This window comes from Pseudomonas sp. LBUM1674, from assembly GCF_059695635.1.
Genome location: NZ_CP166779.1, coordinates 6,811,042 through 6,837,073, shown reverse-complemented (window position 1 = coordinate 6,837,073; position 26,032 = coordinate 6,811,042). Strand labels below are relative to the sequence as shown.

At 59.7% G+C, this 26,032-nt stretch carries 24 protein-coding genes and 1 pseudogene; 17 read left to right on the top strand and 8 right to left on the bottom strand.

Annotated features, from left to right (window positions below; translation table 11 throughout):
• Positions 1–5 precede the first annotated feature (5 nt).
• The 3 genes from ssuC to ACA067_RS31385 all read left to right on the top strand — a co-directional run bounded on the left by ssuC (position 6) and on the right by ACA067_RS31385 (position 1,914).
• A complete protein-coding gene (gene ssuC, locus ACA067_RS31395; protein ID WP_497454507.1) occupies positions 6–788 on the top strand; it encodes an aliphatic sulfonate ABC transporter permease SsuC in 783 nt (260 codons plus the stop codon).
• Complete coding sequence (ssuB, locus tag ACA067_RS31390; protein ID WP_307334896.1) at positions 785–1,591, top strand: aliphatic sulfonates ABC transporter ATP-binding protein; 807 nt, start codon at positions 785–787, stop codon at positions 1,589–1,591. Before ssuC ends, ssuB begins: the two co-directional genes overlap by 4 nt.
• Positions 1,592–1,698: 107 nt before the next feature.
• The gene (locus ACA067_RS31385; RefSeq protein WP_003229256.1) at positions 1,699–1,914 is read left to right on the top strand and encodes a TOBE domain-containing protein; all 216 of its coding nucleotides are present in this window, start codon (positions 1,699–1,701) and stop codon (positions 1,912–1,914) included.
• Positions 1,915–2,053: 139 nt separating this feature from the next.
• Here the strand turns inward: ACA067_RS31385 and ACA067_RS31380 are convergent, their stop codons facing one another.
• Together ACA067_RS31380 and ACA067_RS31375 are read right to left on the bottom strand one after the other, a co-directional pair.
• Positions 2,054–2,689 carry a TetR/AcrR family transcriptional regulator gene (locus ACA067_RS31380; RefSeq protein ID WP_497459921.1) on the bottom strand — a complete coding sequence of 212 codons (636 nt, stop codon included), beginning with the start codon at positions 2,687–2,689 and terminating at the stop codon, positions 2,054–2,056.
• A gap of 228 nt (positions 2,690–2,917) precedes the next feature.
• Positions 2,918–4,294 carry a glutamine synthetase family protein gene (locus ACA067_RS31375; protein ID WP_497459920.1) on the bottom strand — a complete coding sequence of 459 codons (1,377 nt, stop codon included), beginning with the start codon at positions 4,292–4,294 and terminating at the stop codon, positions 2,918–2,920.
• A 278-nt stretch (positions 4,295–4,572) separates the two neighbouring features.
• Here ACA067_RS31375 and ACA067_RS31370 point away from each other — a divergent pair.
• From ACA067_RS31370 to ACA067_RS31335, 8 genes and pseudogenes are all read left to right on the top strand, one after another.
• Positions 4,573–4,890, top strand: a pseudogene (locus ACA067_RS31370) (gamma-glutamyl-gamma-aminobutyrate hydrolase family protein); the annotation flags it as partial.
• A gap of 100 nt (positions 4,891–4,990) precedes the next feature.
• Positions 4,991–6,349: a glutamine synthetase family protein gene (locus ACA067_RS31365; protein ID WP_497459919.1), complete on the top strand. Its 1,359-nt coding sequence runs from the start codon at positions 4,991–4,993 to the stop codon at positions 6,347–6,349.
• Positions 6,350–6,409: 60 nt separating this feature from the next.
• Positions 6,410–7,774 carry an aspartate aminotransferase family protein gene (locus ACA067_RS31360; RefSeq protein ID WP_497459918.1) on the top strand — a complete coding sequence of 455 codons (1,365 nt, stop codon included), beginning with the start codon at positions 6,410–6,412 and terminating at the stop codon, positions 7,772–7,774.
• A gap of 181 nt (positions 7,775–7,955) precedes the next feature.
• Positions 7,956–9,053: a polyamine ABC transporter substrate-binding protein gene (locus ACA067_RS31355; protein ID WP_497462874.1), complete on the top strand. Its 1,098-nt coding sequence runs from the start codon at positions 7,956–7,958 to the stop codon at positions 9,051–9,053.
• A 188-nt stretch (positions 9,054–9,241) separates the two neighbouring features.
• Complete coding sequence (locus ACA067_RS31350; protein ID WP_497459917.1) at positions 9,242–10,339, top strand: polyamine ABC transporter substrate-binding protein; 1,098 nt, start codon at positions 9,242–9,244, stop codon at positions 10,337–10,339.
• Positions 10,340–10,409: 70 nt separating this feature from the next.
• Positions 10,410–11,552, top strand: a complete 1,143-nt coding sequence (locus ACA067_RS31345) for an ABC transporter ATP-binding protein (protein WP_497459916.1) — start codon at positions 10,410–10,412, stop codon at positions 11,550–11,552.
• Positions 11,549–12,469, top strand: coding sequence for an ABC transporter permease subunit (locus ACA067_RS31340; RefSeq protein WP_497459915.1), 921 nt, complete (start codon positions 11,549–11,551; stop codon positions 12,467–12,469). Before ACA067_RS31345 ends, ACA067_RS31340 begins: the two co-directional genes overlap by 4 nt.
• A complete protein-coding gene (locus ACA067_RS31335) occupies positions 12,466–13,359 on the top strand; it encodes an ABC transporter permease subunit (protein WP_128870578.1) in 894 nt (297 codons plus the stop codon). Before ACA067_RS31340 ends, ACA067_RS31335 begins: the two co-directional genes overlap by 4 nt.
• Before the next feature lie 137 nt (positions 13,360–13,496).
• On the opposite strand, the gene ACA067_RS31330 is transcribed toward ACA067_RS31335, so the two are convergent.
• Positions 13,497–14,138 carry an HD domain-containing protein gene (locus ACA067_RS31330; RefSeq protein WP_497459914.1) on the bottom strand — a complete coding sequence of 214 codons (642 nt, stop codon included), beginning with the start codon at positions 14,136–14,138 and terminating at the stop codon, positions 13,497–13,499.
• 228 nt (positions 14,139–14,366) lie between these two features.
• Here ACA067_RS31330 and ACA067_RS31325 point away from each other — a divergent pair, with 228 nt between their 5' ends.
• Entirely contained in the window at positions 14,367–15,332 is a 966-nt protein-coding gene (locus ACA067_RS31325; RefSeq protein WP_497459913.1) for a GlxA family transcriptional regulator, read from the top strand.
• 225 nt (positions 15,333–15,557) lie between these two features.
• Here ACA067_RS31325 and ACA067_RS31320 read toward each other — a convergent pair whose 3' ends face one another.
• On the bottom strand, positions 15,558–17,969 hold the full coding sequence (locus ACA067_RS31320) for a penicillin acylase family protein (protein ID WP_497459912.1): 2,412 nt from the start codon (positions 17,967–17,969) through the stop codon (positions 15,558–15,560).
• Positions 17,970–18,077: 108 nt separating this feature from the next.
• Positions 18,078–18,659 carry a DUF6436 domain-containing protein gene (locus ACA067_RS31315; RefSeq protein WP_497459911.1) on the bottom strand — a complete coding sequence of 194 codons (582 nt, stop codon included), beginning with the start codon at positions 18,657–18,659 and terminating at the stop codon, positions 18,078–18,080.
• Between the two features lie 97 nt (positions 18,660–18,756).
• On the opposite strand from ACA067_RS31315, the gene bipL reads away from it, so the two are divergent.
• On the top strand, positions 18,757–19,704 hold the full coding sequence (gene bipL, locus ACA067_RS31310; RefSeq protein ID WP_497459910.1) for a phospholipase BipL: 948 nt from the start codon (positions 18,757–18,759) through the stop codon (positions 19,702–19,704).
• Positions 19,705–19,824: 120 nt separating this feature from the next.
• Here bipL and ACA067_RS31305 read toward each other — a convergent pair whose 3' ends face one another.
• The gene (locus tag ACA067_RS31305; RefSeq protein WP_497459909.1) at positions 19,825–20,577 is read right to left on the bottom strand and encodes a DUF2059 domain-containing protein; all 753 of its coding nucleotides are present in this window, start codon (positions 20,575–20,577) and stop codon (positions 19,825–19,827) included.
• 108 nt (positions 20,578–20,685) lie between these two features.
• Here ACA067_RS31305 and ACA067_RS31300 point away from each other — a divergent pair, with 108 nt between their 5' ends.
• Positions 20,686–21,318, top strand: a complete 633-nt coding sequence (locus ACA067_RS31300; protein WP_497459908.1) for a 2OG-Fe(II) oxygenase — start codon at positions 20,686–20,688, stop codon at positions 21,316–21,318.
• A gap of 2 nt (positions 21,319–21,320) precedes the next feature.
• The gene (locus tag ACA067_RS31295; protein ID WP_497459907.1) at positions 21,321–21,800 is read left to right on the top strand and encodes a 2-thiouracil desulfurase family protein; all 480 of its coding nucleotides are present in this window, start codon (positions 21,321–21,323) and stop codon (positions 21,798–21,800) included.
• Between the two features lie 127 nt (positions 21,801–21,927).
• Here the strand turns inward: ACA067_RS31295 and ACA067_RS31290 are convergent, their stop codons facing one another.
• Positions 21,928–22,515 carry a transporter substrate-binding domain-containing protein gene (locus tag ACA067_RS31290; protein WP_497459906.1) on the bottom strand — a complete coding sequence of 196 codons (588 nt, stop codon included), beginning with the start codon at positions 22,513–22,515 and terminating at the stop codon, positions 21,928–21,930.
• A gap of 135 nt (positions 22,516–22,650) precedes the next feature.
• Here ACA067_RS31290 and ACA067_RS31285 point away from each other — a divergent pair, with 135 nt between their 5' ends.
• Positions 22,651–23,076, top strand: a complete 426-nt coding sequence (locus ACA067_RS31285) for a DUF4399 domain-containing protein (protein ID WP_497459905.1) — start codon at positions 22,651–22,653, stop codon at positions 23,074–23,076.
• Positions 23,077–23,175: 99 nt separating this feature from the next.
• On the opposite strand, the gene serA is transcribed toward ACA067_RS31285, so the two are convergent.
• A complete protein-coding gene (gene serA / locus ACA067_RS31280; protein ID WP_497459904.1) occupies positions 23,176–24,405 on the bottom strand; it encodes a phosphoglycerate dehydrogenase in 1,230 nt (409 codons plus the stop codon).
• Between the two features lie 205 nt (positions 24,406–24,610).
• On the opposite strand from serA, the gene ACA067_RS31275 reads away from it, so the two are divergent.
• Positions 24,611–26,005 (top strand): D-2-hydroxyglutarate dehydrogenase, encoded by a 1,395-nt coding sequence (locus ACA067_RS31275; RefSeq protein ID WP_497459903.1) that lies wholly within the window; start codon positions 24,611–24,613, stop codon positions 26,003–26,005.
• Positions 26,006–26,032 lie beyond the last annotated feature (27 nt).

The following is a 26,032-nucleotide window of genomic DNA, read 5'->3' as shown; positions in this document are numbered from 1 at the left end:
GCGCCATGAAGAAACTTATCCATAGCCTCGCGCCCTGGGCGTTGCCGGTGTTGCTGCTGGCGGTATGGCAGTTGTCGGTGTCGGCGGGCTGGTTGTCGACGCGGATCCTGCCCGCGCCCATTGCCGTCATCGAAGCTGGCGTGAGCCTGGTCCGCAGCGGTGAAATCTGGACTCACCTGGCCATCAGCGGCTGGCGTGCGGCGCTGGGTTTCGCCATTGGCGGCGGCATCGGCCTGACCCTGGGTTTCATCACCGGCCTGTCGAAATGGGGTGAGCGCCTGCTCGACAGCTCGGTGCAAATGATCCGTAACGTACCGCACCTGGCATTGATTCCGCTGGTGATCCTGTGGTTCGGCATCGACGAGTCGGCGAAGATTTTCCTGGTTGCACTGGGCACGCTGTTCCCGATCTACCTCAACACTTACCACGGCATCCGCAACGTCGATCCGGCGCTGGTGGAAATGTCCCGCAGTTATGGCTTGTCCGGTTTCAGCCTGTTCCGTCAGGTAATCCTGCCAGGTGCATTGCCTTCGATTCTGGTCGGTGTGCGCTTCGCCCTGGGCTTCATGTGGCTGACCCTGATTGTCGCGGAAACCATTTCCGCCAGCTCCGGCATCGGCTACCTGGCGATGAATGCCCGGGAGTTCCTGCAGACTGACGTGGTGGTGCTGGCGATTCTGCTGTATGCGGTGCTCGGCAAACTCGCCGACCTCGCGGCCCGTGGACTTGAACGTGTGTGGTTGCGCTGGCACCCGGCCTACCAGGTCTCAAAGGGAGGTGCCGCATGACTGCTCAACAACCTCCACGCCTGCTGCGCGGTATTCCGCTGGCGGTGCGCAAGCTGCAAAAAACCTTTGGTTCGCGGCAAGTGTTGCGCGAGATCGACCTGCACATTCCGGCCGGTCAATTCGTCGCGGTCGTCGGCCGCAGCGGCTGTGGCAAAAGTACCCTGCTGCGCCTGCTTGCCGGTCTCGACAAGCCCACGGGCGGCGAACTGCTGGCCGGTTCCGCAGCGCTGAGCGAGGCACGGGAAGACACCCGATTGATGTTCCAGGAAGCGCGTTTGCTGCCATGGAAAAAGGTGATCGACAACGTCGGTCTCGGACTCAAGGGCAACTGGCGGCCGCAAGCACTGGAAGCATTGGAAGCGGTGGGCCTGGCGGATCGCGCCAACGAGTGGCCGGCGGCCTTGTCCGGGGGACAAAAGCAACGTGTGGCCCTGGCCCGCGCGCTGATCCACCAACCGCGCTTGCTGTTGCTGGATGAGCCCTTGGGCGCCCTGGATGCCCTGACTCGCATTGAAATGCAGCAGCTGATCGAACGCCTCTGGCAGAAGCACGGCTTTACCGTGTTGCTAGTGACCCACGACGTCAGTGAAGCGGTGGCGATTGCCGATCGGGTGATCCTGATCGAAGACGGTGAAGTCGGCCTCGACTTGCACGTGGAACTGCCTCGACCTCGGGTCCGCGGCTCCCATCGGCTGGCGGCACTGGAAACCGAAGTCCTCAACCGCGTACTGGCGCTGCCCGGACAGCCGCCGGAGCCGGAACCTGTTTCACCATTGCCCACGCAATTGCGCTGGGCGCAATAAGAGCAGCGGCAAGTTGCAAGCTTCAAGCTGCAAGAAGAGGCAGAGCGCTTTTACTTGCAGCTTGTAGCTAGCCACTTGCAGCTCATTTCGACCTCAGGAGAAATCATATGACTATCAAAGCCATCAACGTTCGCAACCAGTTCAAGGGCTCGATCAAGGAAATCGTACTCGGTGATGTCCTTTCGGAAATCGACGTGCAAACCGCCTCCGGTATTGTGACGTCGGTAATCACCACACGCTCGGTGAAAGAGCTGGAGCTGGTGGTTGGCAGCGAAGTGATCGCGTTTGTGAAATCCACCGAGGTGTCGATCGCCAAGTTGTAAGTGCGTGCAGTGCACACTACCCCGGAGGGTGTGAACCCTGATCGTTCCCACGCTCTGCGTGGGAATGCCTCTAGGGACGCTCTGCGTCCAGTGACGCGGAGCGTCACGGGCTGCATTCCCACGCGGAGCGTGGGAACGATCAGAGCGCTGCGCGTTTGGGCAAATACGGCGGCAAATACAGCCCCAGATACGCATCAAACACCCGCATCCCTTCCTCCGCCATACGCGGGGTGATCTGCCCATGCTGCTGCACCGAACGCGCATAAACCCGATCCCCCAACTCCATGGCCAGCGCAAACACATCGACATCACTCGGCAACTTCGGCAGTTCAAAATGGTGATCAAACAGCTTGTGCATCAGGTCGCCCAGTTCAATGTCGTGCTGGCGGTCGGCCTGGGTGACTTCGGTCAGGCCGTGCTGGGCAAGGATCAGTTGGCGGGCCGCGGCGTCTTCGCTGTAGATCTCGAGCATGCGTTGTTCCACCAGCCGCGACAGGTCGCGCCAGCCGCTGAGGGCGTCATGGTCGATGGGCGCTTGCAGGCAAGCGCGGAAGGCGGCGTGGACGTCAGCGGTCAGGGCTTCGAGCAGGGCCGGGACGCTGGCGAAGAAGTGGTAGACGGAGGAGGGCGGAATTTCCGCGCGTTCGGCGACGCTATAAATCGACAGACTGGCCACGCCCTCGGCAGCCAGCAGCGTGCGGGCGGCATCGAGTATCGAATCGATCCGGGCCTGGCTGCGGGCGCGGGGTTTGCGTGGGGTGGCGAGTCGGGTCATTGAAGTCTCCTGCGGGGGCAGCGGGCATTGTACGAGCAGGGTTTGATGTTGTCTGCCAGGACGCCATCGCGAGCAAGCTCGCTCCCACAGGGGATCTCCTGTGTAAGCAAAAATTATGTTCAACACAGACCCATTGTGGGAGCGAGCTTGCTCGCGATCCGCCGCAGGCGGCCATAAAAAAACGCCGCAGGCTTTAGCAGCCGGCAGCGTTGTTTTTACCGCAACCGCTTAAACGGTATGCAGGTACCAGTTGTACTCAAGATCGGAGATGGAATGTTCAAACTCTTCCAGCTCGCTCTCCTTACACGCGACAAAGATATCGATGTATTTCGGATCGATGTACTTGGCCATGACTTCGCTGTCGTCCAGCTCGCGCAATGCATCGCGCAGGTTGTTCGGCAGGCTTTGCTCGTTCTGCTCGTAGCTGTTGCCTTCGACCGGTGCCCCCGGCTCGATCTTGTTGACCAGGCCGTGGTGCACGCCTGCCAGGACCGAAGCCATCAGCAGGTACGGGTTGGCATCGGCGCCGGCCACACGGTGTTCGATGCGCACGGCATCGGAGGATCCGGTCGGAACGCGGATCGCCACGGTACGGTTGTCCAGGCCCCAGCACGGCGAGTTCGGCACGTAGAACTGTGCGCCGAAACGACGGTAGGAGTTGACGTTCGGGCAGAGGAAAGCCATCTGCGCCGGTAGGGTCTCGAGCACACCGCCGATCGCGTGACGCAGTGCGGCGTTCTGCTCGGGATCCTCGCTGGCAAAAATGTTTTTGCCGTCTTTATCAAGAATCGAGATATGGACGTGCAGACCGTTGCCCGCCTGGCCCGGATAAGGCTTGGCCATGAAGGTGGTGTCCATTTCATGGTCGTAGGCGATGTTTTTGATCAGACGCTTGAGCAGGACCGCGTAGTCGCAGGCCTTGATCGGGTCGGCCACGTGGTGCAGGTTCACTTCAAACTGCGCCGGGGCACTTTCCTTGACGATCGCGTCGGCAGGGATGCCTTGCTCTTTCGCACCTTCCAGAATGTCCTGGAGGCAGTCGACGTATTCGTCGAGGTCGTCGATCAGGTACACCTGAGTCGAATGCGGACGTTTGCCGGAGATCGGCGAGCGCGGCGGCTGTGGACGGCCGTTCACGTTTTCCTGGTCGATCAGGTAGAACTCCAGTTCAAACGCGGCGCAGATGGTCAGACCCATCTCGTCGAACTTGGCAACAACTTGACGCAGAACTTCACGGGGATCCGCGAAGAAAGGTTCACCTTCGAGTTCGTGCATGGTCATTAACAGTTGCGCGGTAGGGCGCTTCTGCCAGGGCTCGTTGCACAGGGTGTCCGGGATTGGATAGCAGATTCGGTCAGCATCGCCGATGTCCAGGCCCAGGCCGGTGCTTTCCACCGTCGAGCCATTGATATCCAGAGCAAATAGAGAGGCCGGCAGGTTGATGCCTTTCTCGTAAACCTTGTGGAGACTGGTGCGTTCAATGCGCTTGCCGCGCACCACACCATTCATATCCGCAATCAGAAGGTCAACGTACAGAACCTCAGGATGTTCCTTAAGGAACGCGTTCGCTTCGTTAAGCTGAACGGCACGCGGGGGTACCGACATGATGCAACACCTTTGTTGTTAAAAATATCAATCATTGATCTCTTCGGTTTCCAGTCAACCCGAACGGCATGCCGAAGTCAAGTAAGGCCTTTTTTGCCCTGAAAAAGCGCTCGTAGCGCTTTTTTGAGGCAATTTGGAGCGTTTTTATGCCTTTGAGCGCTTTGCCGTCCGCGGGCTTGAGCGGGCCGTGTTGTATTTTTTACGGGGGTGTTGTGTAAAAAAATGAACAAGGCTAAGCTCGATTCAAACCCATAACAGCAATAATACCGGGGTGCTTCATGTCTCGCCTGCCGTTAATCGGCGTCACCCTCTGCTCCGGGCAGATCGGTCTGCATGCTTATCACATCAGTGGCGACACGTACGTCCACGCCGCGTCCTCAGCGGCCAAGGGCGTGCCGGTGATTGTTCCATCCCTGCTGGATTTGCCGTCCCCGTCCGATATTCTGGACGGCCTGGACGACATTCTCTTTACCGGCTCTCTTTCTAATATAGAACCCTTTCACGATAGCGGCCCGACCAATGTGTCGGTTACTGCTCATGATTCTGCACGCGCAACTACGCTCTCGTTGACCCGCGACGTTGTCGAGGCGGGCCTTTGTGCGCGGCCATTGCAGTGGCAATCTGTACCAAGCGACGCCGATGCGTCAAACAACGCCTGACTTATAAGAGTCAGGAAACTCAGCCTAAGAGGCATTTATGAGTCACAACCTCGACCAGCTCACCGATTGGTTGAAAGACCACAAGATCACAGAAGTCGAATGCATGATCGCCGACTTGACCGGGATCACCCGGGGCAAGATTTCGCCGACCAACAAGTTCATTGCCGAAAAAGGCATGCGCCTGCCCGAGAGCGTTCTGTTGCAGACCGTGACCGGCGACTATGTCGAAGACGACATCTATTACGAACTGCTCGACCCGGCCGACATCGACATGATCTGTCGGCCGGACGCGAATGCGGTGTTCCTGGTGCCCTGGGCCATCGAGCCGACCGCCCAGGTGATCCACGACACCTACGACAAGCAAGGCAACCCGATCGAGCTGTCGCCGCGCAACGTGCTCAAGAAGGTCCTGAAACTCTATGCCGACCACGGTTGGCAGCCGATCGTGGCGCCGGAAATGGAGTTCTACCTGACCAAGCGCAGTGAGGACCCGGACTATCCGTTGCAACCGCCGATTGGCCGTTCCGGCCGCCCGGAAACCGGTCGCCAGTCTTTCTCCATCGAGGCTGCGAACGAGTTCGATCCGCTGTTCGAAGACGTCTACGACTGGTGTGAATTGCAGGAGCTGGACCTCGACACGTTGATCCACGAGGACGGCACCGCACAGATGGAAATCAACTTCCGTCACGGCGATGCCCTGTCCCTGGCCGACCAGATCCTGGTGTTCAAGCGCACCATGCGCGAGGCCGCACTCAAGCACGACGTGGCGGCCACCTTCATGGCCAAGCCGATGACCGGCGAGCCGGGCAGCGCAATGCACTTGCACCAGAGCATCATCGACATCGAGACCGGCAAGAACGTCTTCTCCAATGAAGACGGGACCATGAGCCAGCTGTTCCTGAACCACATCGGCGGCTTGCAGAAACTGATCCCCGAGCTGTTGCCGCTGTTCGCCCCGAACGTCAACTCGTTCCGCCGCTTCCTGCCGGACACCTCGGCGCCGGTGAACGTGGAATGGGGCGAAGAGAACCGCACCGTGGGCCTGCGGGTTCCGGATGCCGGGCCGCAAAACCGCCGGGTGGAAAACCGCCTGCCGGGTGCCGACGCCAACCCGTACCTGGCCATCGCCGCAAGCCTGCTGTGCGGTTACATCGGCATGGTCGAAGGCCTGAACCCGAGCGCGCCGGTCGTGGGGCGAGGCTATGAACGCCGCAACCTGCGCCTGCCGCTGACTATCGAGGACGCGCTGGAGCGCATGGAAAACAGCGCGACCGTCGAGAAATACCTGGGCAAGAAATTCATCACTGGCTACGTCGCGGTCAAGCGGGCCGAGCATGAAAACTTCAAGCGCGTGATCAGTTCGTGGGAGCGGGAATTCCTGCTCTTTGCCGTCTGATGCGCCGGGGCGCGGCGGGAAATTGCTGCGCCCTTCACTGCAACTCTTAGGAGAATTCGCATGACCAGCAACAACCCGCAAACCCGTGAATGGCAAACCCTGAGCAACGATCACCACCTGGCCCCGTTCAGCGATTTCAAGCAGCTGAAAGAGAAAGGCCCGCGGATCATCACCAGCGCCAAGGGCGTTTACCTCTGGGACAGCGAAGGCAACAAGATCCTCGACGGCATGGCCGGCCTGTGGTGCGTAGCGATCGGCTACGGTCGCGATGAACTGGCCGATGCTGCCAGCAAACAAATGCGCGAACTGCCTTATTACAACCTGTTCTTCCAGACCGCTCACCCACCGGTGCTTGAGCTGGCCAAGGCCATCGCCGACATCGCGCCTGAAGGCATGAATCATGTGTTCTTCACCGGTTCCGGTTCCGAAGGCAACGACACCATGTTGCGTATGGTTCGTCACTACTGGGCGATCAAGGGCCAGCCGAAGAAGAAAGTCATCATCAGCCGCAAGAACGGCTATCACGGCTCCACCGTGGCCGGCGCGAGCCTGGGGGGCATGACGTACATGCACGAACAGGGCGATTTGCCGATTCCGGGCATCGTCCACATCGCCCAGCCGTACTGGTTTGGTGAAGGCGGTGACATGACGCCGGATGAGTTCGGTATCTGGGCAGCCAATCAGCTGGAAGAGAAGATTCTGGAAGTGGGCGTCGACAACGTCGGGGCCTTTATTGCCGAGCCGATCCAGGGTGCCGGTGGCGTGATCATTCCGCCAGACACCTACTGGCCGCGCATCAAGGAAATCCTCGCCAAGTACGACATCCTGTTCGTGGCTGACGAAGTGATCTGCGGTTTCGGACGCACCGGTGAGTGGTTCGGTACCGATTTTTACGGCCTCAAGCCCGACATGATGACTATCGCCAAAGGCCTGACGTCCGGCTACATCCCCATGGGTGGCCTGATCGTGCGTGACGAAGTGGTGGCGGTGCTCAACGAAGGGGGCGATTTCAACCACGGCTTCACCTATTCCGGGCACCCGGTGGCCGCTGCAGTGGCGCTGGAAAACATCCGCATCCTGCGCGAAGAAAAAATTGTCGAGCGCGTTCGTGCAGAAACGGCACCCTATTTGCAGAAACGTTTGCGGGAACTGAACGATCACCCGTTGGTGGGGGAAGTGCGCGGTATCGGTCTGTTGGGGGCCATCGAACTGGTTCAGAACAAGGCCACGCGCAAACGTTACGAAGGCAAGGGCGTCGGCATGATCTGCCGCACGTTCTGCTTCGAAAACGGCCTGATCATGCGCGCCGTGGGCGACACCATGATCATCGCTCCGCCCCTGGTGATTACACCGGCTGAAATCGATGAGTTGGTCACAAAGGCACGCAAGTGTCTGGACCTGACCCTGAGTGCGTTGCAGGGCTAAGTGCTAGGCTCTGGGCGGGGTGTGAAGTGTGCACTTCGCTCAGTGCAAACAAAGGATGGGTCTTTCCTTGAAAGCCTGCCTTGGATCTTGCCAGACTACCGCTTGTCCGGATGCCCGGGAAAGGCCGCCGGACACGTGGCTAAAAAGAAAAATTGGAGCATTACCCATGAAGGCATTAGGTATGAAGATCGCTGGCAAGACCCTCCTCGCCATGTCCCTGATGGGCGTGATGGCGGGCGCAGTTCAGGCGGACGACAAGGTTCTTCACGTATACAACTGGTCCGATTACATCGCACCGGATACCGTCAAGAAGTTCGAAGCCGAGTCGGGGATCAAGGTTGTCTACGATGTATTCGACAGTAACGAAACCCTCGAAGCCAAGTTGCTGGCAGGCAAGTCCGGCTACGACATCGTCGTACCGTCGAACAACTTCCTGGCCAAGCAGATCAAGGCCGGCGTTTACCAGAAGCTGGACAAGTCCAAGCTGCCCAACTGGAAGAACCTGAACACGGACCTGCTTAAAGCAGTCTCGGTGAGCGACCCGGGCAACGAACACGCCTTCCCTTACATGTGGGGTTCGATCGGTATCGGTTTCAACGCCGAGAAGGTCAAGGCTGCACTGGGCGCCGATGCACCCACCAATTCCTGGGACCTGATCTTCAAACCTGAAAACGCCGCGAAATTGAAGTCGTGCGGGATCAGCGTCCTTGACTCGCCAACCGAGATGATTCCGGTGGCGTTGCACTACCTGGGCTATCCAACCGACAGCCAGGACAAAAAACAACTGGCTGAAGCCGAAGCGCTGTTCCTGAAAGTCCGCCCTTCGATCGGCTACTTCCACTCGTCCAAGTACATCTCCGACCTGGCCAACGGCAACATCTGCGTAGCGATCGGCTACTCGGGTGACATCTACCAGGCCAAGTCCCGCGCGGCTGAAGCCGGCGACAAGGTGAAGGTCAGCTACAACATTCCGAAAGAAGGTGCGGGCAGCTTCTACGACATGGTCGCCATCCCTAAAGATGCCGAAAACGTCGAAGGCGCCTACAAGTTCATGACCTTCCTGCAGAAGCCGGAAATCATGGCTGAAATCACCAACGCCGTACGCTTCCCGAACGGTAACGCGGCGGCCACCGCATTGGTCGATAAAGACATTACTGCCGATCCAGGTATCTATCCGCCGGCCGACGTGCTGGCCAAGCTGTACGCGATTGCCGACTTGCCGGCCGCGACCCAGCGGATCCTGACTCGCAGCTGGACCAAGATCAAATCGGGTAAATAAGCCGATTTGAGGCAACCCCCCGTTGTCGTCGCCTGCGCGGTGACGGCAACAGGAATAATTAAATGACAGAAAGTTTTGCTGGAACGGTTTTTCGAGGGTAAGTTGCGCGCCGGTTTTGTTGCCGGGCAGCCATGGCTGTCATGTAACGCGGGGCAACTTGGGCCCAACTAATTTTAGAGGACCTGCACTTGCCTATTTTTTCTTTGCTGCGCAATGCCCTGCTGGTCGGTGCCGGACTGACGATTGCCGTCGGTGTCCAGGCGGCCGGCACCGTGCATATTTATAACTGGTCGGACTACATCGGCGAGACCACCCTGGCCGACTTCCAGAAAGACACCGGGATCAAGCCGGTGTATGACGTGTTCGACTCCAACGAAACCCTGGAAGGCAAGTTGCTGGCCGGGCGTACCGGGTATGACGTCGTCGTACCGTCCAACCACTTCCTTGGCAAGCAGATCAAGGCCGGCGCGTTCCAGAAGCTCGACAAGAAGCAGCTGACTAATTATTCCAACCTCGACCCGGTGCTGCTCAAGCGCCTGGAGGAGAACGATCCGGGCAACCAGTACGCCGTGCCGTATCTGTGGGGCACCAACGGCATCGGCTACAACGTTGACAAGGTCAAGGCGGTGCTGGGCTTGGACAAGATTGACTCCTGGGATGTTGTGTTCGAGCCGGAGAACATCAAGAAGCTGCACAGCTGCGGCGTGGCGTTCCTCGACTCCGCCGATGAAATGATGCCCACCGTCCTCAACTACATGGGGCTCAACCCCAACAGCACCAACCCCGAAGACTACAAAAAGGCCGAAGCCAAGTTGCTGGCGGTGCGCCCTTACGTGACTTACTTCCATTCCTCCAAATACATCGCCGACCTGGCCAACGGCGACATCTGCGTTGCCATCGGTTTCTCCGGCGACATGTTCCAGGCCAAGGCCCGGGCGGCGGAAGCGGGCAAGGGCATGAACATCGCCTACTCGATTCCGAAAGAGGGCGGTGCGCTCTGGTTCGACATGCTGGCAATCCCCAAGGATGCGGCCAATGCCAAGGAAGCCCACGCGTTCATCAACTATTTGCTGAAACCGGAGGTGATCGCCCAGGTCAGTGATTATGTCGGCTACGCCAACCCGAACCCCGGGTCGGACACATTGATGGAGCAGTCCATTCGCACCGACGAGTCGGTTTATCCACCGCAAGCAGTCCTCGACAAGACTTACGTGTCTATCGAGTTACCGCCGAAGATTCAACGTTTGATGACCCGCAGCTGGACCAAGGTCAAGTCGGGTAAATAGCTGCAAGGCTCAGGCTATCCAAGGTTCGCTCATCTGGGGCGAACTGCAAATTTTGTTGGGAGTTTCGTAAATGGCAGTTGCCTCCGGCGCCTATAAGAAAGCCCTCGAGGGCGACCAGTCACCTAAACAGGTGCTGGTCAAAATCGACCGGGTCACGAAGAAGTTCGACGAGACGATTGCCGTGGACGATGTGTCCCTGGAAATCAAAAAAGGCGAAATTTTCGCCCTGCTCGGCGGTTCGGGATCGGGCAAATCGACCTTGCTGCGCATGCTCGCAGGTTTCGAACGGCCCACGGAGGGGCGCATTTTCCTCGATGGCGTAGACATCACCGACATGCCGCCTTACGAGCGGCCGATCAACATGATGTTCCAGTCCTACGCCTTGTTCCCGCACATGACCGTGGCGCAGAACATCGCCTTCGGTCTCAAGCAGGACAAGCTTCCCGCCGCGGAAGTCGACGCGCGCGTGGCCGATATGCTCAAGCTGGTGCAGATGAGCCAGTACGCCAAGCGCAAGCCCCATCAGTTGTCCGGTGGCCAGCGTCAACGTGTGGCCCTGGCGCGTTCCCTGGCCAAGCGACCGAAGCTGCTGCTGCTCGACGAACCGATGGGTGCCCTGGACAAGAAGCTACGTTCGCAAATGCAGCTTGAGCTGGTCGAGATCATCGAGCGGGTCGGTGTGACCTGCGTCATGGTGACCCACGACCAGGAAGAGGCCATGACCATGGCCGAGCGCATCGCGATCATGCACCTGGGCTGGATCGCCCAGATCGGCAGTCCGATCGACATTTACGAAACCCCGACCAGCCGTCTGGTCTGCGAATTCATCGGCAACGTCAACATCTTTGACGGTGAAGTGGTGGACGACGCCGAAGGCCATGCGCTGATCACCTGCAAGGATCTGGACCGCAACATCTACGTCGGTCACGGCATCAGCACCTCGGTGCAGGACAAGTCGGTCACTTACGCGATCCGTCCGGAAAAACTGCTGGTGACACCGACCATGCCGGCCTGCGAATACAACTGGTCCAGCGGCAAGGTACACGACATCGCCTACCTTGGCGGTCACTCGGTGTTCCACGTCGAGTTGCCGAGCGGCAAGATCGTCCAGTCTTTCGTCGCCAACGCCGAGCGCCGTGGCCAGCGCCCAACCTGGGGTGACCAGGTTTACGTGTATTGGGAAGACGACAGCGGCGTGGTACTTCGCTCATGAACATGCGCAAATTCAAACGCCGCCTCAATCGAATAATTCCCGGTGGCCGCCAGTTGGTCATCGGGGTTCCATTCATCTGGCTGTTCCTGTTCTTCATGTTGCCGTTCTTCATCGTGTTGAAGATCAGCTTTGCCGAAGCCGACGTGGCCATTCCGCCGTACACCGAGATCTACAGCTACCTCGACCAAAAGGTGCAGTTGCTGCTTAACCTGAGCAACTACGCGATGCTGGCCGGCGACGAGTTGTACATCGCCGCTTACCTCGGTTCGTTGAAGATGGCGCTGATCAGTACCATCCTCTGTTTGCTGATCGGTTACCCGATGGCCTACGCCATTGCCAGTGCCCGCAAAGAGATGCAAACGGTACTGGTGCTGCTGATCATGATGCCGACCTGGACCGCGATTCTGATCCGCGTTTATGCGTGGATGGGCATCCTCAGCAACAACGGTCTGCTTAATGGCTTCCTGATGACCATGGGCTGGATCGATGAACCGCTGCAGATCCTCAATACCAACCTCGCGGTGTACATCGGCGTTGTTTATTCGTACCTGCCCTTCATGATCCTGCCGCTCTACGCCAACCTGGTGAAACACGACAACAGCCTACTGGAGGCCGCGTCCGATCTGGGTTCGAGTACCTTCAACAGCTTCTGGAAGATCACCATTCCGCTGTCCAAGAACGGTATCGTCGCGGGCTGCATGCTGGTGTTCATTCCGGTCGTGGGCGAGTTCGTGATCCCGGAACTGCTCGGTGGTCCGGAAACCCTGATGATCGGTAAAGTGCTCTGGCAAGAGTTCTTCAACAACCGTGACTGGCCGGTAGCGTCTGCCCTGGCGGTGGTCATGCTGGCGATCCTGATTGTGCCCATCATTCTGTTCAACCGTAGCCAGGCCAAAGAAATGGAGGGCAAGGAATGAAGCGCTTCCGTTTCTCAAGTTTCATGCTGATAGCGGGTTTGCTGTTCATCTACGCGCCGATGCTGATCCTGGTGATCTACTCGTTCAACGCCTCGAAACTGGTGACGGTCTGGGGCGGCTGGTCGATCAAGTGGTATGTCGGCTTGATGGACAACACCCAACTGATGGGCTCGGTGGTGCGCTCGCTGGAAATCGCCTGCTACACGGCGGTGGCGGCGGTGGCGCTGGGTACATTGGCCGCGTTCGTCCTGACACGTATCACCCACTTCAAGGGTCGCACGCTGTTCGGTGGCCTGGTCACCGCACCGCTGGTGATGCCCGAAGTGATCACCGGTCTGTCGCTGTTGCTGCTGTTCGTGGCGATGGCGCAGATGATCGGTTGGCCACAGGAGCGTGGCATCGTCACCATCTGGATCGCCCACACCACGTTCTGTGCGGCGTATGTGGCGGTGGTGGTGTCGGCGCGCTTGCGTGAGCTGGACCTGTCCATCGAAGAGGCGGCGATGGATCTCGGCGCGCGGCCGTGGAAGGTGTTCTTCCTGATCACCATCCCGATGATCGCGCCATCCCTGGGGGCGGGCGGCATGATGTCCTTCGCCCTGTCGCTGGATGACCTGGTGTTGGCCAGTTTCGTCTCGGGCCCCGGTTCGACCACCCTGCCAATGGAAGTGTTCTCGGCGGTGCGCCTGGGGGTCAAACCCGAGATCAACGCCGTGGCCAGCCTGATTCTGCTGGCGGTATCGCTGATGACGTTCCTGGTCTGGTTCTTCAGCCGCCGTGCCGAAGAAAGTCGCAAGCGTGCGATCCAGCAGGCGATCGAGGAAGGCGCCGCCGATTCCTGGAGACAACCGGACGCGCGTCGCGCACAGCAGGCGCCGGAAGCGGTTTGAGCGACACGTGATCGTTCCCACGCTCTGCGTGGGAATGCCTCAACGGACGCTTTGCGTTCGACTCTTGATGGGACGCGGAGCGTCCCGGGCTGCATTCCCACGCGGAGCGTGGGAACGATCAGGATCAGGCGATCAGGTCAGGACACCCACGGCGATTTGCGGATGACCTCGACGAAGTTCATCGGCTTGAACCCCGGCTCACTGTCCACCAGCACATCCGCATTCACCGTGCCGAACGTGGTGTCCGGCTTGTGTTTGAAGCCATTGGCGAATGCACACAGAATGCACGCCTTGAACCCTTCACCCCGTGGATGCGCATGCACCACCGCTTCACGCTGCACAGTCGGGAACGCGGCATAGTCGATACCCAGCACATCCATTTCAACCCCGGCCGTGACCAGCGCCACGTTGGGACGCAGGTGTTGCGGCACGCCCGGTGTGGTGTGCAGGGCAATCGACAACCACACCTGCTCGATATCGTCATCCGACAAACCGTAAGGCTGCAGAAACGCCTTGGCGGCATTGGCACTGTCGACTTCAAAGCGCTCGTCCTCCGTGCGATGACCTTCCACCAGCCCCAGGTCATGGAACATCGCGCCGACGTACAACAACTCGGGGTTGTAGGCCAGTTGCTTGCGCTCACCGCTCAGGGCACCGAACAGGAACACCCGGCGTGAGTGGTGATACAGCAGGTCTGACTCGACGTCGCGAATGTATTCAGTGGTGGCCCTGGCCAAAGCGCTGTCGGGGATTTTGATGCCGGCGATGGTGCTGCTCATGCTGCTTTCCTCGTGGAGAACGCCGTGGCGGCGCTGAGGAATCCAGTCTGTTCCGGCACCCCGAGCCGGACAATCGATCCATGGCTGCGATCCTTGCCAATGAACAGGCATATCGCGCCAATCTCGCTTGTTGCGCGCGGATTGGCTAGGGTTGGAAGCTAAGTGCGGTCCCACAGGTTTTGTGTTTGCCGTCATTGCGGCGTCAACCCATTGAGGGCGTTTTGAACCATGCAAAAAACCGTCGCCATCGTGGTGTTTTCCGGCGTCCAGTCCCTGGACGTCACCGGCCCCATGGATGTGTTCTGCGAAGCCAATCGTTTCCTGGCACCGGAAGATCACTATCGCCTGGAAGTGATCGGCGTCGAGCGCGGGGTGATGGCGTGCTCCAACGGTTTGTCGCTCAACGCCCATCGGCATTTCAGCGAGGCGCTGCAAGCCTATGACTTGTTGTTGGTGGCCGGTGGGCCACAGTTGCCGTTCATGAATTTCGGCGCGGCATTCGATGCCTGGCTGCGCGATGCCAGTGCGTCGGCGCAACGTTTTGGCTCGATCTGCAACGGCGCCTTCATCCTCGCCCGGGCCGGCTTGCTTGATGGAAGAACGGTGACCACCCATTGGGGCGATGCGGCGGCACTCGCGGCGTTATGCCCTTCGACCCGGGTCGAGGCCGATCGCCTGTACGTGCAGGATGGCGAGCTGTACACCTCGGCCGGAGTCACGGCGGGGATCGATTTGTCGTTGTACCTTCTGGGTCGGGACCATGGGCCGGAAGTGGCCCTGAGCGTGGCCAAGCGGCTGGTGGTATTCACCCAGCGCTCGGGTGGGCAATCGCAGTTCAGCCCATTCCTCACGCCCCACGCGGAACCGACTTCGGCCGTGGCAATGGTCCAGCATTACGTGTTGGCCAACCTCACCGGCGACCTGGCAATAGCCGACCTGGCCAACGCCGCCAATATGAGCGCCCGCAACTTTTCCCGGGTGTTTACCAGGGAGGCGAAGATCACCCCGGCGGAATTCGTCGAACGGGCGCGGGTGGATGCGGCGCGGGTGCTGCTTGAGAGCACCCGTTCGCCGCTCAAGACCGTGGCCTATCAGTGCGGGTTTCGCGATGCCCAGCATATGCGCAGTGTGTTCAACCGCCGGCTTGGAGTGACGCCGCAGCAATTCAGGCTGAATTTTGCGGCGATGGTGTGAGCTGACATTGTTGTTGCCTGTCAGGGCCTCTTCGCGAGCAGGCTCGCTCCCACATTTTGATCTCCGGTGGACACAAAAATCGTATGCGCCGTCGATCCCCTGTAGGAGCTGGCTTGCCAGCGAAGACGTCAGCCCAGGCAACAAAAATCTATTGCCCCGAACGCGCCGCCGATCCCTTGTAGGAGCTGGCTTGCCAGCGAAGACGGCAGCCCAGGCAATAAAAATCTATTGCCCCAAACGCGCCGGCAACAGCTTCAACGTACTGCGCGTATTGGCGCTGACTTCTTCATCGTTGAGATACGCCTGGAAATACACCCCTTCGATATACGCCTCGGCCTGGTCATCAAAGTGCCTGTCAAACGGCACACCACTCTGACCAACCGGGTTGACGGTCAGGCTGTGGGCGGGGTCGGCGAAGTCGATCAGGCGACGGGTCGACGGCCCGTAGGTCACCGGCCACGGTGCCGGGCCGATTTTGGAGGAGAGGTTGTTCGGCACTTCGTGGGCGCCAGGAGCGGCGAACGGGCCGACGTTGAAGACCCGATCCAGCGGCTTCTGCTGCCCCAGTGGATGGCCATGGGTCAGGGTGTGCGCCTTGCCCCACTGCCATTGCGCGAAATCCGCACCCAAGGTGGTCTTGAGGTGCGCGAGGCTCGCTTGCCAGGCAACCCTGACTGTATCGGCGCGGGTTTCCTTGCCGAGGGTATTGCGGTTGTCCCACCACGGCGAGTCGGCGGTCGCAGCCAGGCGCGGCAGGGCAGCGTCGATCACCCGGGTCGAGAGCAGCGTTTCGAAGAAATCATTGCCCAGTTCATCGTGCATCGCCGCATCAGCCAGGTTGAACAGAAACTGGTTGAACAGCGTGGCGCTGGTGGAATCGAGCGGGTAATCGCCTTGCCACTGGGCCAGTTGCTCCACCCGTTTGAGTTCGGCCGGATCGCTCACCACTTCGCGCAGTACCGGCAACAAGGGCGCCAGCAAACGCGGGCCGTAGGCGGTGGTGGTGCCCAATTGCAGCTTCTGGCTGGCGGCCAGGTCCCACTTGATGGTTTTGTCGCTGAGCTGGCGATTGAGCTGCTGACCGCGATCGGCCAGGTTGTAGTAACCGGGAATCTCCATCCCGGTGGGCGATGGCGGCTGGAAGTTGGCCGAGACGATATAGCCTCGCGCCGGGTTCTCTTCCTGCGGGTTGGCGCTGAATGGGTGGAAGCCTTCCTTATCCGCTTCGGCGGTACTGCCGTCGAGGATGAACCACGGCCGTGCACCCGCCGGTCGTTTGGGCAATTGCGCGGCCGCCCACCAGCCGATATCGCCCTTGGCATTGGCCCAGACGATGTTCAGGCCCGGCGCCTGTACCTTGGCGGCGGCACTGCGTGCCTTGGCCAGCGTGTCGGCGCGGTTGAGCTGGTAGAAGCCCTCGAGGATCGGATTCTGGCTTTCGAGAAAGCCCCACCACATGGCGATCGGCGTTTTGCCGACGCTGTTGCCCAGTGCATCGTTGACGATCGGACCGTGGGGCGACTGACGCAGCACCAGCGTCACGGGCGCCTGGCCTTTTACCGCGATCTGCTGTTCGCTGCTCACCATGTCGATCCACTTGCCGCGATACCACACCTGATTCGGATTCTGCGGATTGACCTTCTCGGCGATCAGATCCAGGTCATCATTCTGGAACATGGTGATGCTCCAGCCGAAGTCGCGGTTCATCCCGAGGGAGGCGAACGGCATCAGCGCCTGATAGTGACCATAGAGCTCGAAACCCGGCGCCGATAGCTGCGCTTCGTACCACACCGACGGCGCGGAAAAGCGGATATGCGGGTCACCGGCCAACAGCGGCTTACCACTCTGGGTACGACTGCCGGAGACCACCCAGGCGTTGCTGCCCTCGAATTGCGGCAGGCCGTTGTCGGCCAGTGCCTGTTCGCTAAGGCGGGCGAGGGCGTTGAGATCTTTCCAGTCGGCGCTGGCGAGGGACGGAACGGCGCCGCCGGGCGTCTTCGCCAGCACGCCTTTGGGCTGCCAGTCGAGATCGAACACGTTGAGGTAGTTGGCCCCCAACTGATCGCGCACGTAAGTCAGCAGGGGCTCGGTGCGAAACGCCGCGGCAAAACTGTAGGCCATGTACCCGGCGATGCTGATGGTGTCCTGGGCGGTGAACGGGCGCTTGGCGATGCCCAGTGCATCGAATTCCACTGGCTTCGGATGGCTGTCCTGATACTGGTTGATCCCGTCCAGATAGGCTTGCATGGCAATGAAGGCCGGCGATTGTTTGTCCATGTCGGCCAGGTAGGTTTCGGCACGTTCGCGTATGCGCAGGCTGCGCATCAGCTTGTCGGTATCGAGCAGCTTCGGGCCGAGCACCTCGGCCAGTTCCCCGCGAGCGAGGCGGCGCAGGACCTCCATTTGAAACAGCCGATCCTGCGCGTGCACGTACCCGAGGGCGCGGTACAAGTCCGGTTCGTTTTCCGCGCGGATGTGCGGGATGCCGCGCTCGTCGTAGCGCACGGTGACCGAACCTTGCAAGTGTTGCAGCTCGACCGTGCCCTGGCGTGTCGGCTGCTTGCTGTAAACGTACCAGCCGGCGCCCGCGGCGAGCGCGACAATCAGCAGGGCGAGAACGGTCAGGCTACGTTTCATGGTGACTCCTTGTTATTAGTGGCAGCTGTTCCCTGGCGCCACTGTTTAACACGGCTCGGCGAATTGGCCCATCGCCCTTAGGAGGGATTCGTATTGCGGAGTTTTTCCCTATTTCGTTGTATCGACAGGCCACGGGCAGTAACACCCCACCGCCAGTGTGTGCGTGGCGTTCACCGTTCGGCCTTCGTTCAACGCTTGCAAAATCGGCTCGATAAAACTGTTACTGGAATTGCAGGTCAGGCCTTCGCTGTACGGGCCGAAATACGCCAGCTTGCCGCTGCGATCCCAGATCGCCACGGCCGGGCTGGCGGGGATCTGTTCGGAGCCGGGCAGGACGGTGATGGTTTTCAGGCTGCTCAAGGTGCTCGGCAACTGGCCGTGGCTGCCGGGCTTTTGTACCGCGTAAAACTCCACGCCCTGCGGTCCATACTGCTCAACCAGTTCGCTCAGGTGTTGTTGATTGCCGACGTTGCACGGGCAGGCCGGGTCCCAGAAGTGCACCAGGCGGATGGCGCCTCGGCCGGCGAGGTTGTCGGGCAGGCGCAACGGGTCGCCGGAAAACACGGCGGTGTGCGAACTGAACGCGCGCAGGTAGCGTCCTTGAAACCAGTCATAAGCGGCCCAAAGCACACCGGCACAGACGAGGGCGAGCAGGCTGGCAAGCAGTGGGGTGCGGTAGGGTGAACGCATGGGTTTCAATCCTCGAAGGTCGGCCAGCTTGCCATGCTTGCCGCGACAGATGAATATCGCAGGCCTATAAAGTCCGTTTCATGCTCTGGAATCGTCCATGTCTCTCACTTTCGACCCCGATCATCTGCGTGCCAGTCTGCAGCCATTGGCTAAGGCGCGGCCGCTGTCGGTGGAAGCGTTGGCCTACCAGCGTTTCTACGGGCTCGACTTTCCGGGGCGACACCTGCGCAGCGGCCTGGGTCGTTTCGCGGTGGATGGTTATGACGTGGTCAGCCAGTTCTGGTGGCCGCAGCAGGCCAGGGCGACGCTGTTTTTGTTCCACGGCTTTTATGATCACACCGGGCTCTACCGGCATGTGATCGCGTGGGCGCTGGACCAGGGGTTTGCCGTGATTGCGTGCGACTTGCCAGGGCATGGCCTGTCCAGCGGTGAACGCGCCAGCATCAAGGATTTCGCCGAGTATCAGGACACGCTGCAAGGGTTGTTCGCCGAGGCGCGCTCCCTCGATCTGCCGCAGCCGTGGCACCTGTGCGGGCAAAGCACTGGCGGTGCGATCGTGATCGATCATGTGCTCAACGCGGGGGCGAGCAGTCCGGCACAAGGGCAGGTGATCCTGCTGTCGCCATTAGTGCGGCCCCGGGCCTGGGGCTGGTCGCGACTGAGCTATTACCTGCTCAAGCCTTTCGTAAAAGCCATCGCCCGGCGCTTCAGCGAGAACTCCAACGACCCGGATTTCTTGCCGTTTTTGCAGGCTGATCCGTTGCAGCCACTGCGTTTGCCAACCGCCTGGGTCGGTGCGCTGGCGCGATGGATCAAGCGCATCGAAGCCGCGCCGGGCAGCACGCGGCGGCCGCTGATTGTGCAGGGGCAGGCGGATATGACGGTGGATTGGCAGCATAACCTTGCCGTGTTGAAGGCCAAGTTCGATCGGCCGCAGGTGTTGATGCTGCCGGAGGCGCGGCATCATCTGGCGAATGAGACGCTGGCGTTGCGGGGGGAGTATTTCGGGTTTTTGAGCAAGCGGGTCAAGGGTCGGAATCTGTAGCGGCAGTTCGGGCCCCTTCGCGAGCAAGCTCGCTCCCACAGTTGAACGCGTTGTTCAGACAAGCACGGTCTAATGTGGGAGCGAGCTTGCTCGCGATGGGGCCCTTGCAGGCGCCAGAGATTATTGGCGAAGCGTGGAAGTATCCTGCCCCACCGCCAACCCCGCCCGAATCGCCGCCAACGCCGCCTGATAATAAGCCTGGCCTTCAGCCGACTCGGCAAAGGTGGCGAACTCCTCCAACTCGTTATCCGACAGATCACGATAGACATACAACAGCGTGTTGTTCAAATCGCTGCCGATCTGGTCCATCAGGCGCTGGCGCTGACCGTTCAACATGCCTTGCGCCTGACCACCGCCGAGCAGGCCGGGGATCATTGAGCTCAGGCTGTCGGCCGCGACACCGGCGATCGCCAGGCTGACTTCGGCGCCGGCCTCGCGAGCGGGTAGGGCCTGGGCCAGGTGACCGATGATCAGCAGGCGGCTGTCACTGGCCTGAATCTTCGGTAAACCCTTGGCGTTTTTTGCCAGTTGGTCCCGACGGGTCGCCAGCAGTTCGGCGGCAACGATTTTTTTGCCCAGGGGTGACTGGAAAAACGTCAACGCCGGTTTCGGATCGGCGAGGGTCTTGCGCAGTTGTGCTTCGGCGCGCTGGTCCACGGCCTTGGGGGCAAAGCGTTGATTGCTGTTGTTGACCAGCGCCTGGAACACCGCCGGCGGCAGGCTGTTCTGGTAGCGCTGTTGAGCAGCCGAAAGAGCGTCGTTGAAATGCGCGCGTTGTTCTGGCCAGCCGGCGACCTTGTACAACTGGTCGTGGCCGTCTGCCCAGGCGGGCATAACGCAGAACATCAGCAGTGAGAAAAGCAAACGACGCATAGGGGCTCCTGTCGGCAGGCGACTATTCTCCGTGGGGCATGGGGACTTGTCGAGAATTCGTATCAACCCGCTGCGCGGCTCTGTCGGATTTTCAGGCACAGGAATACTATGCGCGCCATGCAAATACCCTCTGATCACCCGCTGCTGTTACGTATCGTCGACGACCTGGCTGAGCACGGCTGGTCGCAGCAGAATATTTTCCTGCCTCTGGGTCTGACCCGGGAACTGGCGGCCGAGTGCCGTAAACGTGCTGCCGAGGGTGAACTGGCCCCGGCCGCCGTGGGCCGCGGGCCGACATCGGAGGTTCGCGAGGGGATTCGCGGCGACCATATCCAGTGGATCGAGCCAGGGCAGGCGCTGGCGTGCGACAGTTATCTGGTGCTGATGGACAGCCTGCGCGAGGCGATGAATCGCGGTTTGTACCTGGGCCTGGAAGATTTCGAAAGTCATTTCGCCCTGTATCCGCCCGGTGCTTTCTACCTCAAGCATCTCGACCGCTTCCGCGACGATGACCGGCGCATGGTCTCGGCGGTGGTTTATCTCAATGATGCCTGGCTGCCCGAGCACGGTGGTCAGTTGCGCATGTACCTGGATGAGGGGGTCGAATACGATGTGGTGCCTGTCGGCGGATGCCTGGTGGTGTTCCTGTCGGGTGAGGTGCCACACGAAGTCCTGCCCGCGATGCGAGAGCGCCTGTCGTTGACCGGTTGGTTCCGGCGTCGCGGCAACGAGCCGTTCTGATCATGCAGAAAATTCTGGTAAGCCGCTGTCTGCTGGGTCACCGCGTACGTTACGACGGCGGGGCCAGCGGGCCGTTCGATCAGCTCCAGCAGTGGATCGAAGAGGGTCGGGTAGTGCCGTTGTGTCCGGAGGTGGCCGGTGGGTTGCCAACGCCACGGGCCGCCGCGGAGATTCCGGGCGGGCAGGGCGGCGAGGTGCTCGATGGAAATTCATCGGTGATCACCACCGAAGGTGCGGATGTCAGTGCGGAGTTTCTCTCGGGGGCTTATCAAGCGTTGGAACTGGTGCAAAAGCACGGCATCCGCATTGCCGTGCTCAAGGCCAACAGCCCGTCTTGCGGGAATTTGCTGACTTATGACGGGACGTTCAGTGGGGTGAAGGTCAGTGGTGAAGGAGTGACCGCGGCGTTGCTCAAGCGCCATGGTGTTCAGGTCTTCAGTGAGTTGGAGTTGGCAGAAGCAGCCGCCGCGCTGAAGATCTGATGCCCTACACAATCCCCCCTGTAGGAGCTGGCTTGCCAGCGAAGGCGGCCTGTCTGCCAACATCATCGCTGGATGTGACGGCCTCTTCGCTGGCAAGCCAGCTCCTACAGGGGGGCCGTCAGTGGCTTCAGGGCTTGGGCGCCACGCTCGTATCCGCCCCGAACCACTTCTGCGACAACGCCTCCAATCGCCCATCCGCCTTTATCCGCTGTAGTGCATTCTCCAGGCTGGCGTGAAACGCCGGGTTGCCCTTCTGAAATGGAATCGCCAGGTCCACAGCCGGGGCGGTTTTCGGCTTTTCTTCCGTCAGCGACTGCACCAACAGAATTGAACGCGGTTGCTCGTCTTTCTGCGCGATCAATTGCGCATCTGTGTGGATGTAAGGTGCACTGAAGTCGAAACGATCCTTGAGATCCGGGGTCATTGCTATGTGGTTGATGGCGATGTCGTACTTGCCGCTTTCGACACCGGCCAGCATGTCGCCGGAATCGGTAATGACGAAGTCGGACCGCACATCCAGTTCATGGGCCAACAACTGACCCAATTCGACTTCGAAGCCCGTCAGTTTGCCGTCGTCCTTGAAATTGAAGGGCGGTGTATTAGCCTCAAGGGCAATGCGCAATTCACCACGATCGTTCACATCGTCAATCAGTTCGGCATGAGCCAAGGGGCTCAGAAGGGGTAGCAGGCAGATCAGGCCAGGCAAAAAACGCATGGTCACTCCTTTGAATTCATTATCGCGATGCTCTGGTTCAGGCTCGCTTTGCTATGGTTGTCGAGAGCCTTCGACAACGAATGGCCGTGAAGTTGTCATGGCCGCGCCGATTTTATGGAAAAACTGGAGAAGAGAATGAAAACCTTTATGTCACGAGCAGTATTGGCGAGCCTGCTGATGGGGGCTTCGATGCTGGCAACCGCTGCCACACCGGCGCCCAAAGGGGCAGAAGTGTCCATCGTTTCTCCCGAAGATGGTGCCACGGTTGGGCAGACTTTCATCGTCAAGTTCGCCGTCAAGGACATCGCGCTGGCGCCAGCGGGTGATGTCACCAAAAACACCGGCCATCACCACTTGCTGATCGATGTCGACAAATTGCCAGCCGCGGGTGCTCCGATTCCAACGGATGCCAACCATATGCACTTCGGCAAGGCGCAGACCCAGGCTGAAGTAAAACTGGCACCGGGCAAGCATACCTTGCAGCTCGAACTGGGGGATGCGGGACACATGCCATTCGACCCGCCGATCGTTTCGAAGAAGATCACCGTCAACGTCAAATAAAAAAAGGGAGCCCCGAGGGGCTCCCTTTTTTACAGCTGCAAGCTTCAAGCTATAAGCGCCAAGTTAAGGCAAACGCACTTGCCGCTTGTAGCTGCTCCTTTAGAACAATACACGGCAACGAATGGTGCCGTTGATGTGCTGCAGCTTCTCTTGCGCCATTTCCGAGTAGTCGGCATCGACGTCGATCACGACGTAGCCGACTTTCTCGTTGGTCTGCAGGAACTGACCGGAAATGTTGATGCCGTTTTCGGCGAAGACCTTGTTGATCTCGCTCATCACACCCGGAATGTTTTCGTGGATGTGTAGCAGGCGGTGCTTGCCAGGGTGAGCCGGCAGGGCCACTTCCGGGAAGTTCACCGACGATACCGAGGTACCGTTGTCGCTGTACTTGACCAGTTTTTCTGCCACTTCCAGACCGATGTTGGCTTGCGCTTCAGCAGTGGAACCACCGATGTGCGGGGTCAGGATTACGTTGTCCAGGCCACGCAGCGGGCTTTCGAACTCTTCTTCGTTGGAACGTGGCTCCACCGGGAAGACGTCGATGGCCGCGCCGATCAGGTGCTTGTCCTTGATCGCGTCCGCCAGGGCGTCCAGCTCGACCACAGTACCGCGAGCAGCGTTGATCAGGATCCCGCCCTTCTTGATGGCGCGGATTTCCTTCTCGCCGATCATCCACTGGGTCGCAGCGGTTTCCGGAACGTGCAGGGTGACGATGTCGGACATGCCCAGCAGTTCGGTCAGGCTCGCCACCTGAGTGGCGTTGCCCAGCGGCAGCTTGGTCACGGTGTCGTAGAAATACACCTGCATCCCCAGGCCTTCAGCCAGGACCGACAATTGAGTACCGATCGAGCCGTATCCGACGATGCCCAGCTTCTTGCCGCGGATTTCGAAGGAGTTGGCTGCGCTCTTGATCCAGCCGCCACGGTGGCAGGAAGCGTTCTTCTCAGGGATACCGCGCAGCAACAGGATCGCTTCGGCCAGCACCAGCTCGGCAACGGAGCGAGTGTTGGAGTACGGCGCGTTGAACACCGCGATCCCGCGTTCGCGAGCCGCGTTCAGGTCAACCTGGTTGGTGCCGATGCAGAAACAACCGACAGCCACCAGTTTCTTCGCCTGATCGAAGATCTCTTCGGTCAGTTGAGTGCGCGAGCGAATGCCGATGAAGTGAGCATCAGCGATCTTTTCCTTGAGCTGGGCTTCCGGCAGAGAACCTGTCAGGTACTCGATGCTGGTGTAGCCCGCCGCCTTGAGGACGTCGACAGCCGATTGGTGGACGCCTTCGAGAAGAAGGAACTTGATCTTGCTCTTATCGAGAGAAGTCTTGCTCATCTGCGTAAACCTGTATCCCGGAGAAAATTGGCAGGGAAGTAGCCAGCAGACGCTGACCCGAGCGGCAAGAAAGCCGTCGCCGCAGAACAGCCATTGGGCACTCTCCTGCGGGGTCGGTATGCTAGCATAAGCGCCCCGCTAAACACCCATTCCTGCGACGTGAAGCGTTCTCAGGATGACCATGAATTGTTCGAGAGTTCTGTCGATGACCAATCCTGTCCTGATTGAAGAGCTGAAGACCCTGGTTGAGCCTGGCAAGGTGCTGACCGATGCCGACTCCCTGAATGCTTACGGCAAGGACTGGACCAAGCATTTCGCCCCGGCCCCGACAGCCATCGTGTTTCCCAAGACAACCGAGCAGGTTCAGGCCGTTGTGCGCTGGGCCAATGAGCACAAGGTGGCGCTGGTGCCATCCGGCGGGCGCACCGGGTTGTCTGCCGCTGCCGTGGCAGCCAATGGCGAAGTGGTCGTGTCTTTCGACTATATGAACCAGATTCTCGATGTGAACCTGACCGACCGCACTGCGGTCTGCCAGCCCGGCGTGGTCACCGAGCATTTGCAGAACGTGGCTGAAGAAAAAGGCCTGTACTACCCGGTGGACTTCGCCTCGGCAGGGTCCAGTCAGATTGGCGGCAACATCGGCACCAATGCCGGCGGGATCAAAGTAATTCGCTACGGCATGACCCGAAATTGGGTCGCGGGCATGAAAGTTGTCACCGGTAAAGGCGATGTGCTGGAACTGAACAAAGACCTGATCAAGAACGCTACGGGTTATGACCTGCGTCAGCTGTTCATCGGCGCTGAAGGCACCCTCGGTTTTGTGGTCGAAGCGACCATGCGCCTGGACCGCGCACCGAAAAACCTCACCGCCATGGTCCTCGGCACCGCCGATTTCGACTCGATCATGCCGGTGCTGCACGCCTTCCAGAGCAAGCTCGACCTGACCGCGTTCGAATTCTTCTCCGACAAAGCCCTGGCAAAAGTCATGGGCCGTGGTGACGTGCCGGCGCCGTTCGAGTCCGATTGCCCGTTCTACGCACTGCTGGAATTCGAAGCGACCACCGAAGAGGTAGCCGACCTGGCCCTGGAAACCTTCGAGCACTGCGTCGAGCAGGGCTGGGTGCTGGACGGCGTGATGAGCCAGAGCGAGACCCAGTTGCAGAACCTGTGGAAGTTGCGCGAATACATCTCCGAAACCATCTCCCACTGGACGCCGTACAAAAACGACATTTCGGTAACCGTGTCGAAAGTCCCGGCGTTCCTGAAGGAAATCGACGCGATCGTCGGCGAACACTATCCAGACTTCGAAATCGTCTGGTTCGGCCATATCGGCGACGGCAACTTGCACCTGAACATCCTCAAGCCGGAAAACCTGAGCAAGGACGAGTTTTTCGCCAAGTGCGCGACCGTCAACAAGTGGGTGTTCGAAACCGTCGAGAAGTACAACGGCTCGATTTCCGCCGAACACGGCGTGGGCATGACCAAGCGTGATTACTTGACCTACAGCCGTTCCCCGGTCGAGATCGAGTACATGAAAGCCGTCAAAGCGGTGTTCGACCCGAACGGGATCATGAACCCGGGCAAGATTTTCGCTGTTTGATTCTTCGAACTTTAAGAGCACGAATCA

Excerpts from the sequence above, each read along its gene's own strand:
- ssuC (WP_497454507.1), top strand. The coding sequence starts at position 6 with ATGAAGAAACTTATCCATAGCCTCGCGCCCTGGGCGTTGCCGGTGTTG.
- ssuB (WP_307334896.1), top strand. The coding sequence starts at position 785 with ATGACTGCTCAACAACCTCCACGCCTGCTGCGCGGTATTCCGCTGGCG.
- ACA067_RS31385 (WP_003229256.1), top strand. The coding sequence starts at position 1,699 with ATGACTATCAAAGCCATCAACGTTCGCAACCAGTTCAAGGGCTCGATC.
- ACA067_RS31380 (WP_497459921.1), bottom strand. The coding sequence starts at position 2,689 with ATGACCCGACTCGCCACCCCACGCAAACCCCGCGCCCGCAGCCAGGCC.
- ACA067_RS31375 (WP_497459920.1), bottom strand. The coding sequence starts at position 4,294 with ATGTCGGTACCCCCGCGTGCCGTTCAGCTTAACGAAGCGAACGCGTTC.
- ACA067_RS31365 (WP_497459919.1), top strand. The coding sequence starts at position 4,991 with ATGAGTCACAACCTCGACCAGCTCACCGATTGGTTGAAAGACCACAAG.
- ACA067_RS31360 (WP_497459918.1), top strand. The coding sequence starts at position 6,410 with ATGACCAGCAACAACCCGCAAACCCGTGAATGGCAAACCCTGAGCAAC.
- ACA067_RS31355 (WP_497462874.1), top strand. The coding sequence starts at position 7,956 with ATGAAGATCGCTGGCAAGACCCTCCTCGCCATGTCCCTGATGGGCGTG.
- ACA067_RS31345 (WP_497459916.1), top strand. The coding sequence starts at position 10,410 with ATGGCAGTTGCCTCCGGCGCCTATAAGAAAGCCCTCGAGGGCGACCAG.
- ACA067_RS31340 (WP_497459915.1), top strand. The coding sequence starts at position 11,549 with ATGAACATGCGCAAATTCAAACGCCGCCTCAATCGAATAATTCCCGGT.
- ACA067_RS31335 (WP_128870578.1), top strand. The coding sequence starts at position 12,466 with ATGAAGCGCTTCCGTTTCTCAAGTTTCATGCTGATAGCGGGTTTGCTG.
- ACA067_RS31330 (WP_497459914.1), bottom strand. The coding sequence starts at position 14,138 with ATGAGCAGCACCATCGCCGGCATCAAAATCCCCGACAGCGCTTTGGCC.
- ACA067_RS31325 (WP_497459913.1), top strand. The coding sequence starts at position 14,367 with ATGCAAAAAACCGTCGCCATCGTGGTGTTTTCCGGCGTCCAGTCCCTG.
- ACA067_RS31320 (WP_497459912.1), bottom strand. The coding sequence starts at position 17,969 with ATGAAACGTAGCCTGACCGTTCTCGCCCTGCTGATTGTCGCGCTCGCC.
- ACA067_RS31315 (WP_497459911.1), bottom strand. The coding sequence starts at position 18,659 with ATGCGTTCACCCTACCGCACCCCACTGCTTGCCAGCCTGCTCGCCCTC.
- bipL (WP_497459910.1), top strand. The coding sequence starts at position 18,757 with ATGTCTCTCACTTTCGACCCCGATCATCTGCGTGCCAGTCTGCAGCCA.
- ACA067_RS31305 (WP_497459909.1), bottom strand. The coding sequence starts at position 20,577 with ATGCGTCGTTTGCTTTTCTCACTGCTGATGTTCTGCGTTATGCCCGCC.
- ACA067_RS31300 (WP_497459908.1), top strand. The coding sequence starts at position 20,686 with ATGCGCGCCATGCAAATACCCTCTGATCACCCGCTGCTGTTACGTATC.
- ACA067_RS31295 (WP_497459907.1), top strand. The coding sequence starts at position 21,321 with ATGCAGAAAATTCTGGTAAGCCGCTGTCTGCTGGGTCACCGCGTACGT.
- ACA067_RS31290 (WP_497459906.1), bottom strand. The coding sequence starts at position 22,515 with ATGCGTTTTTTGCCTGGCCTGATCTGCCTGCTACCCCTTCTGAGCCCC.
- ACA067_RS31285 (WP_497459905.1), top strand. The coding sequence starts at position 22,651 with ATGAAAACCTTTATGTCACGAGCAGTATTGGCGAGCCTGCTGATGGGG.
- serA (WP_497459904.1), bottom strand. The coding sequence starts at position 24,405 with ATGAGCAAGACTTCTCTCGATAAGAGCAAGATCAAGTTCCTTCTTCTC.
- ACA067_RS31275 (WP_497459903.1), top strand. The coding sequence starts at position 24,611 with ATGACCAATCCTGTCCTGATTGAAGAGCTGAAGACCCTGGTTGAGCCT.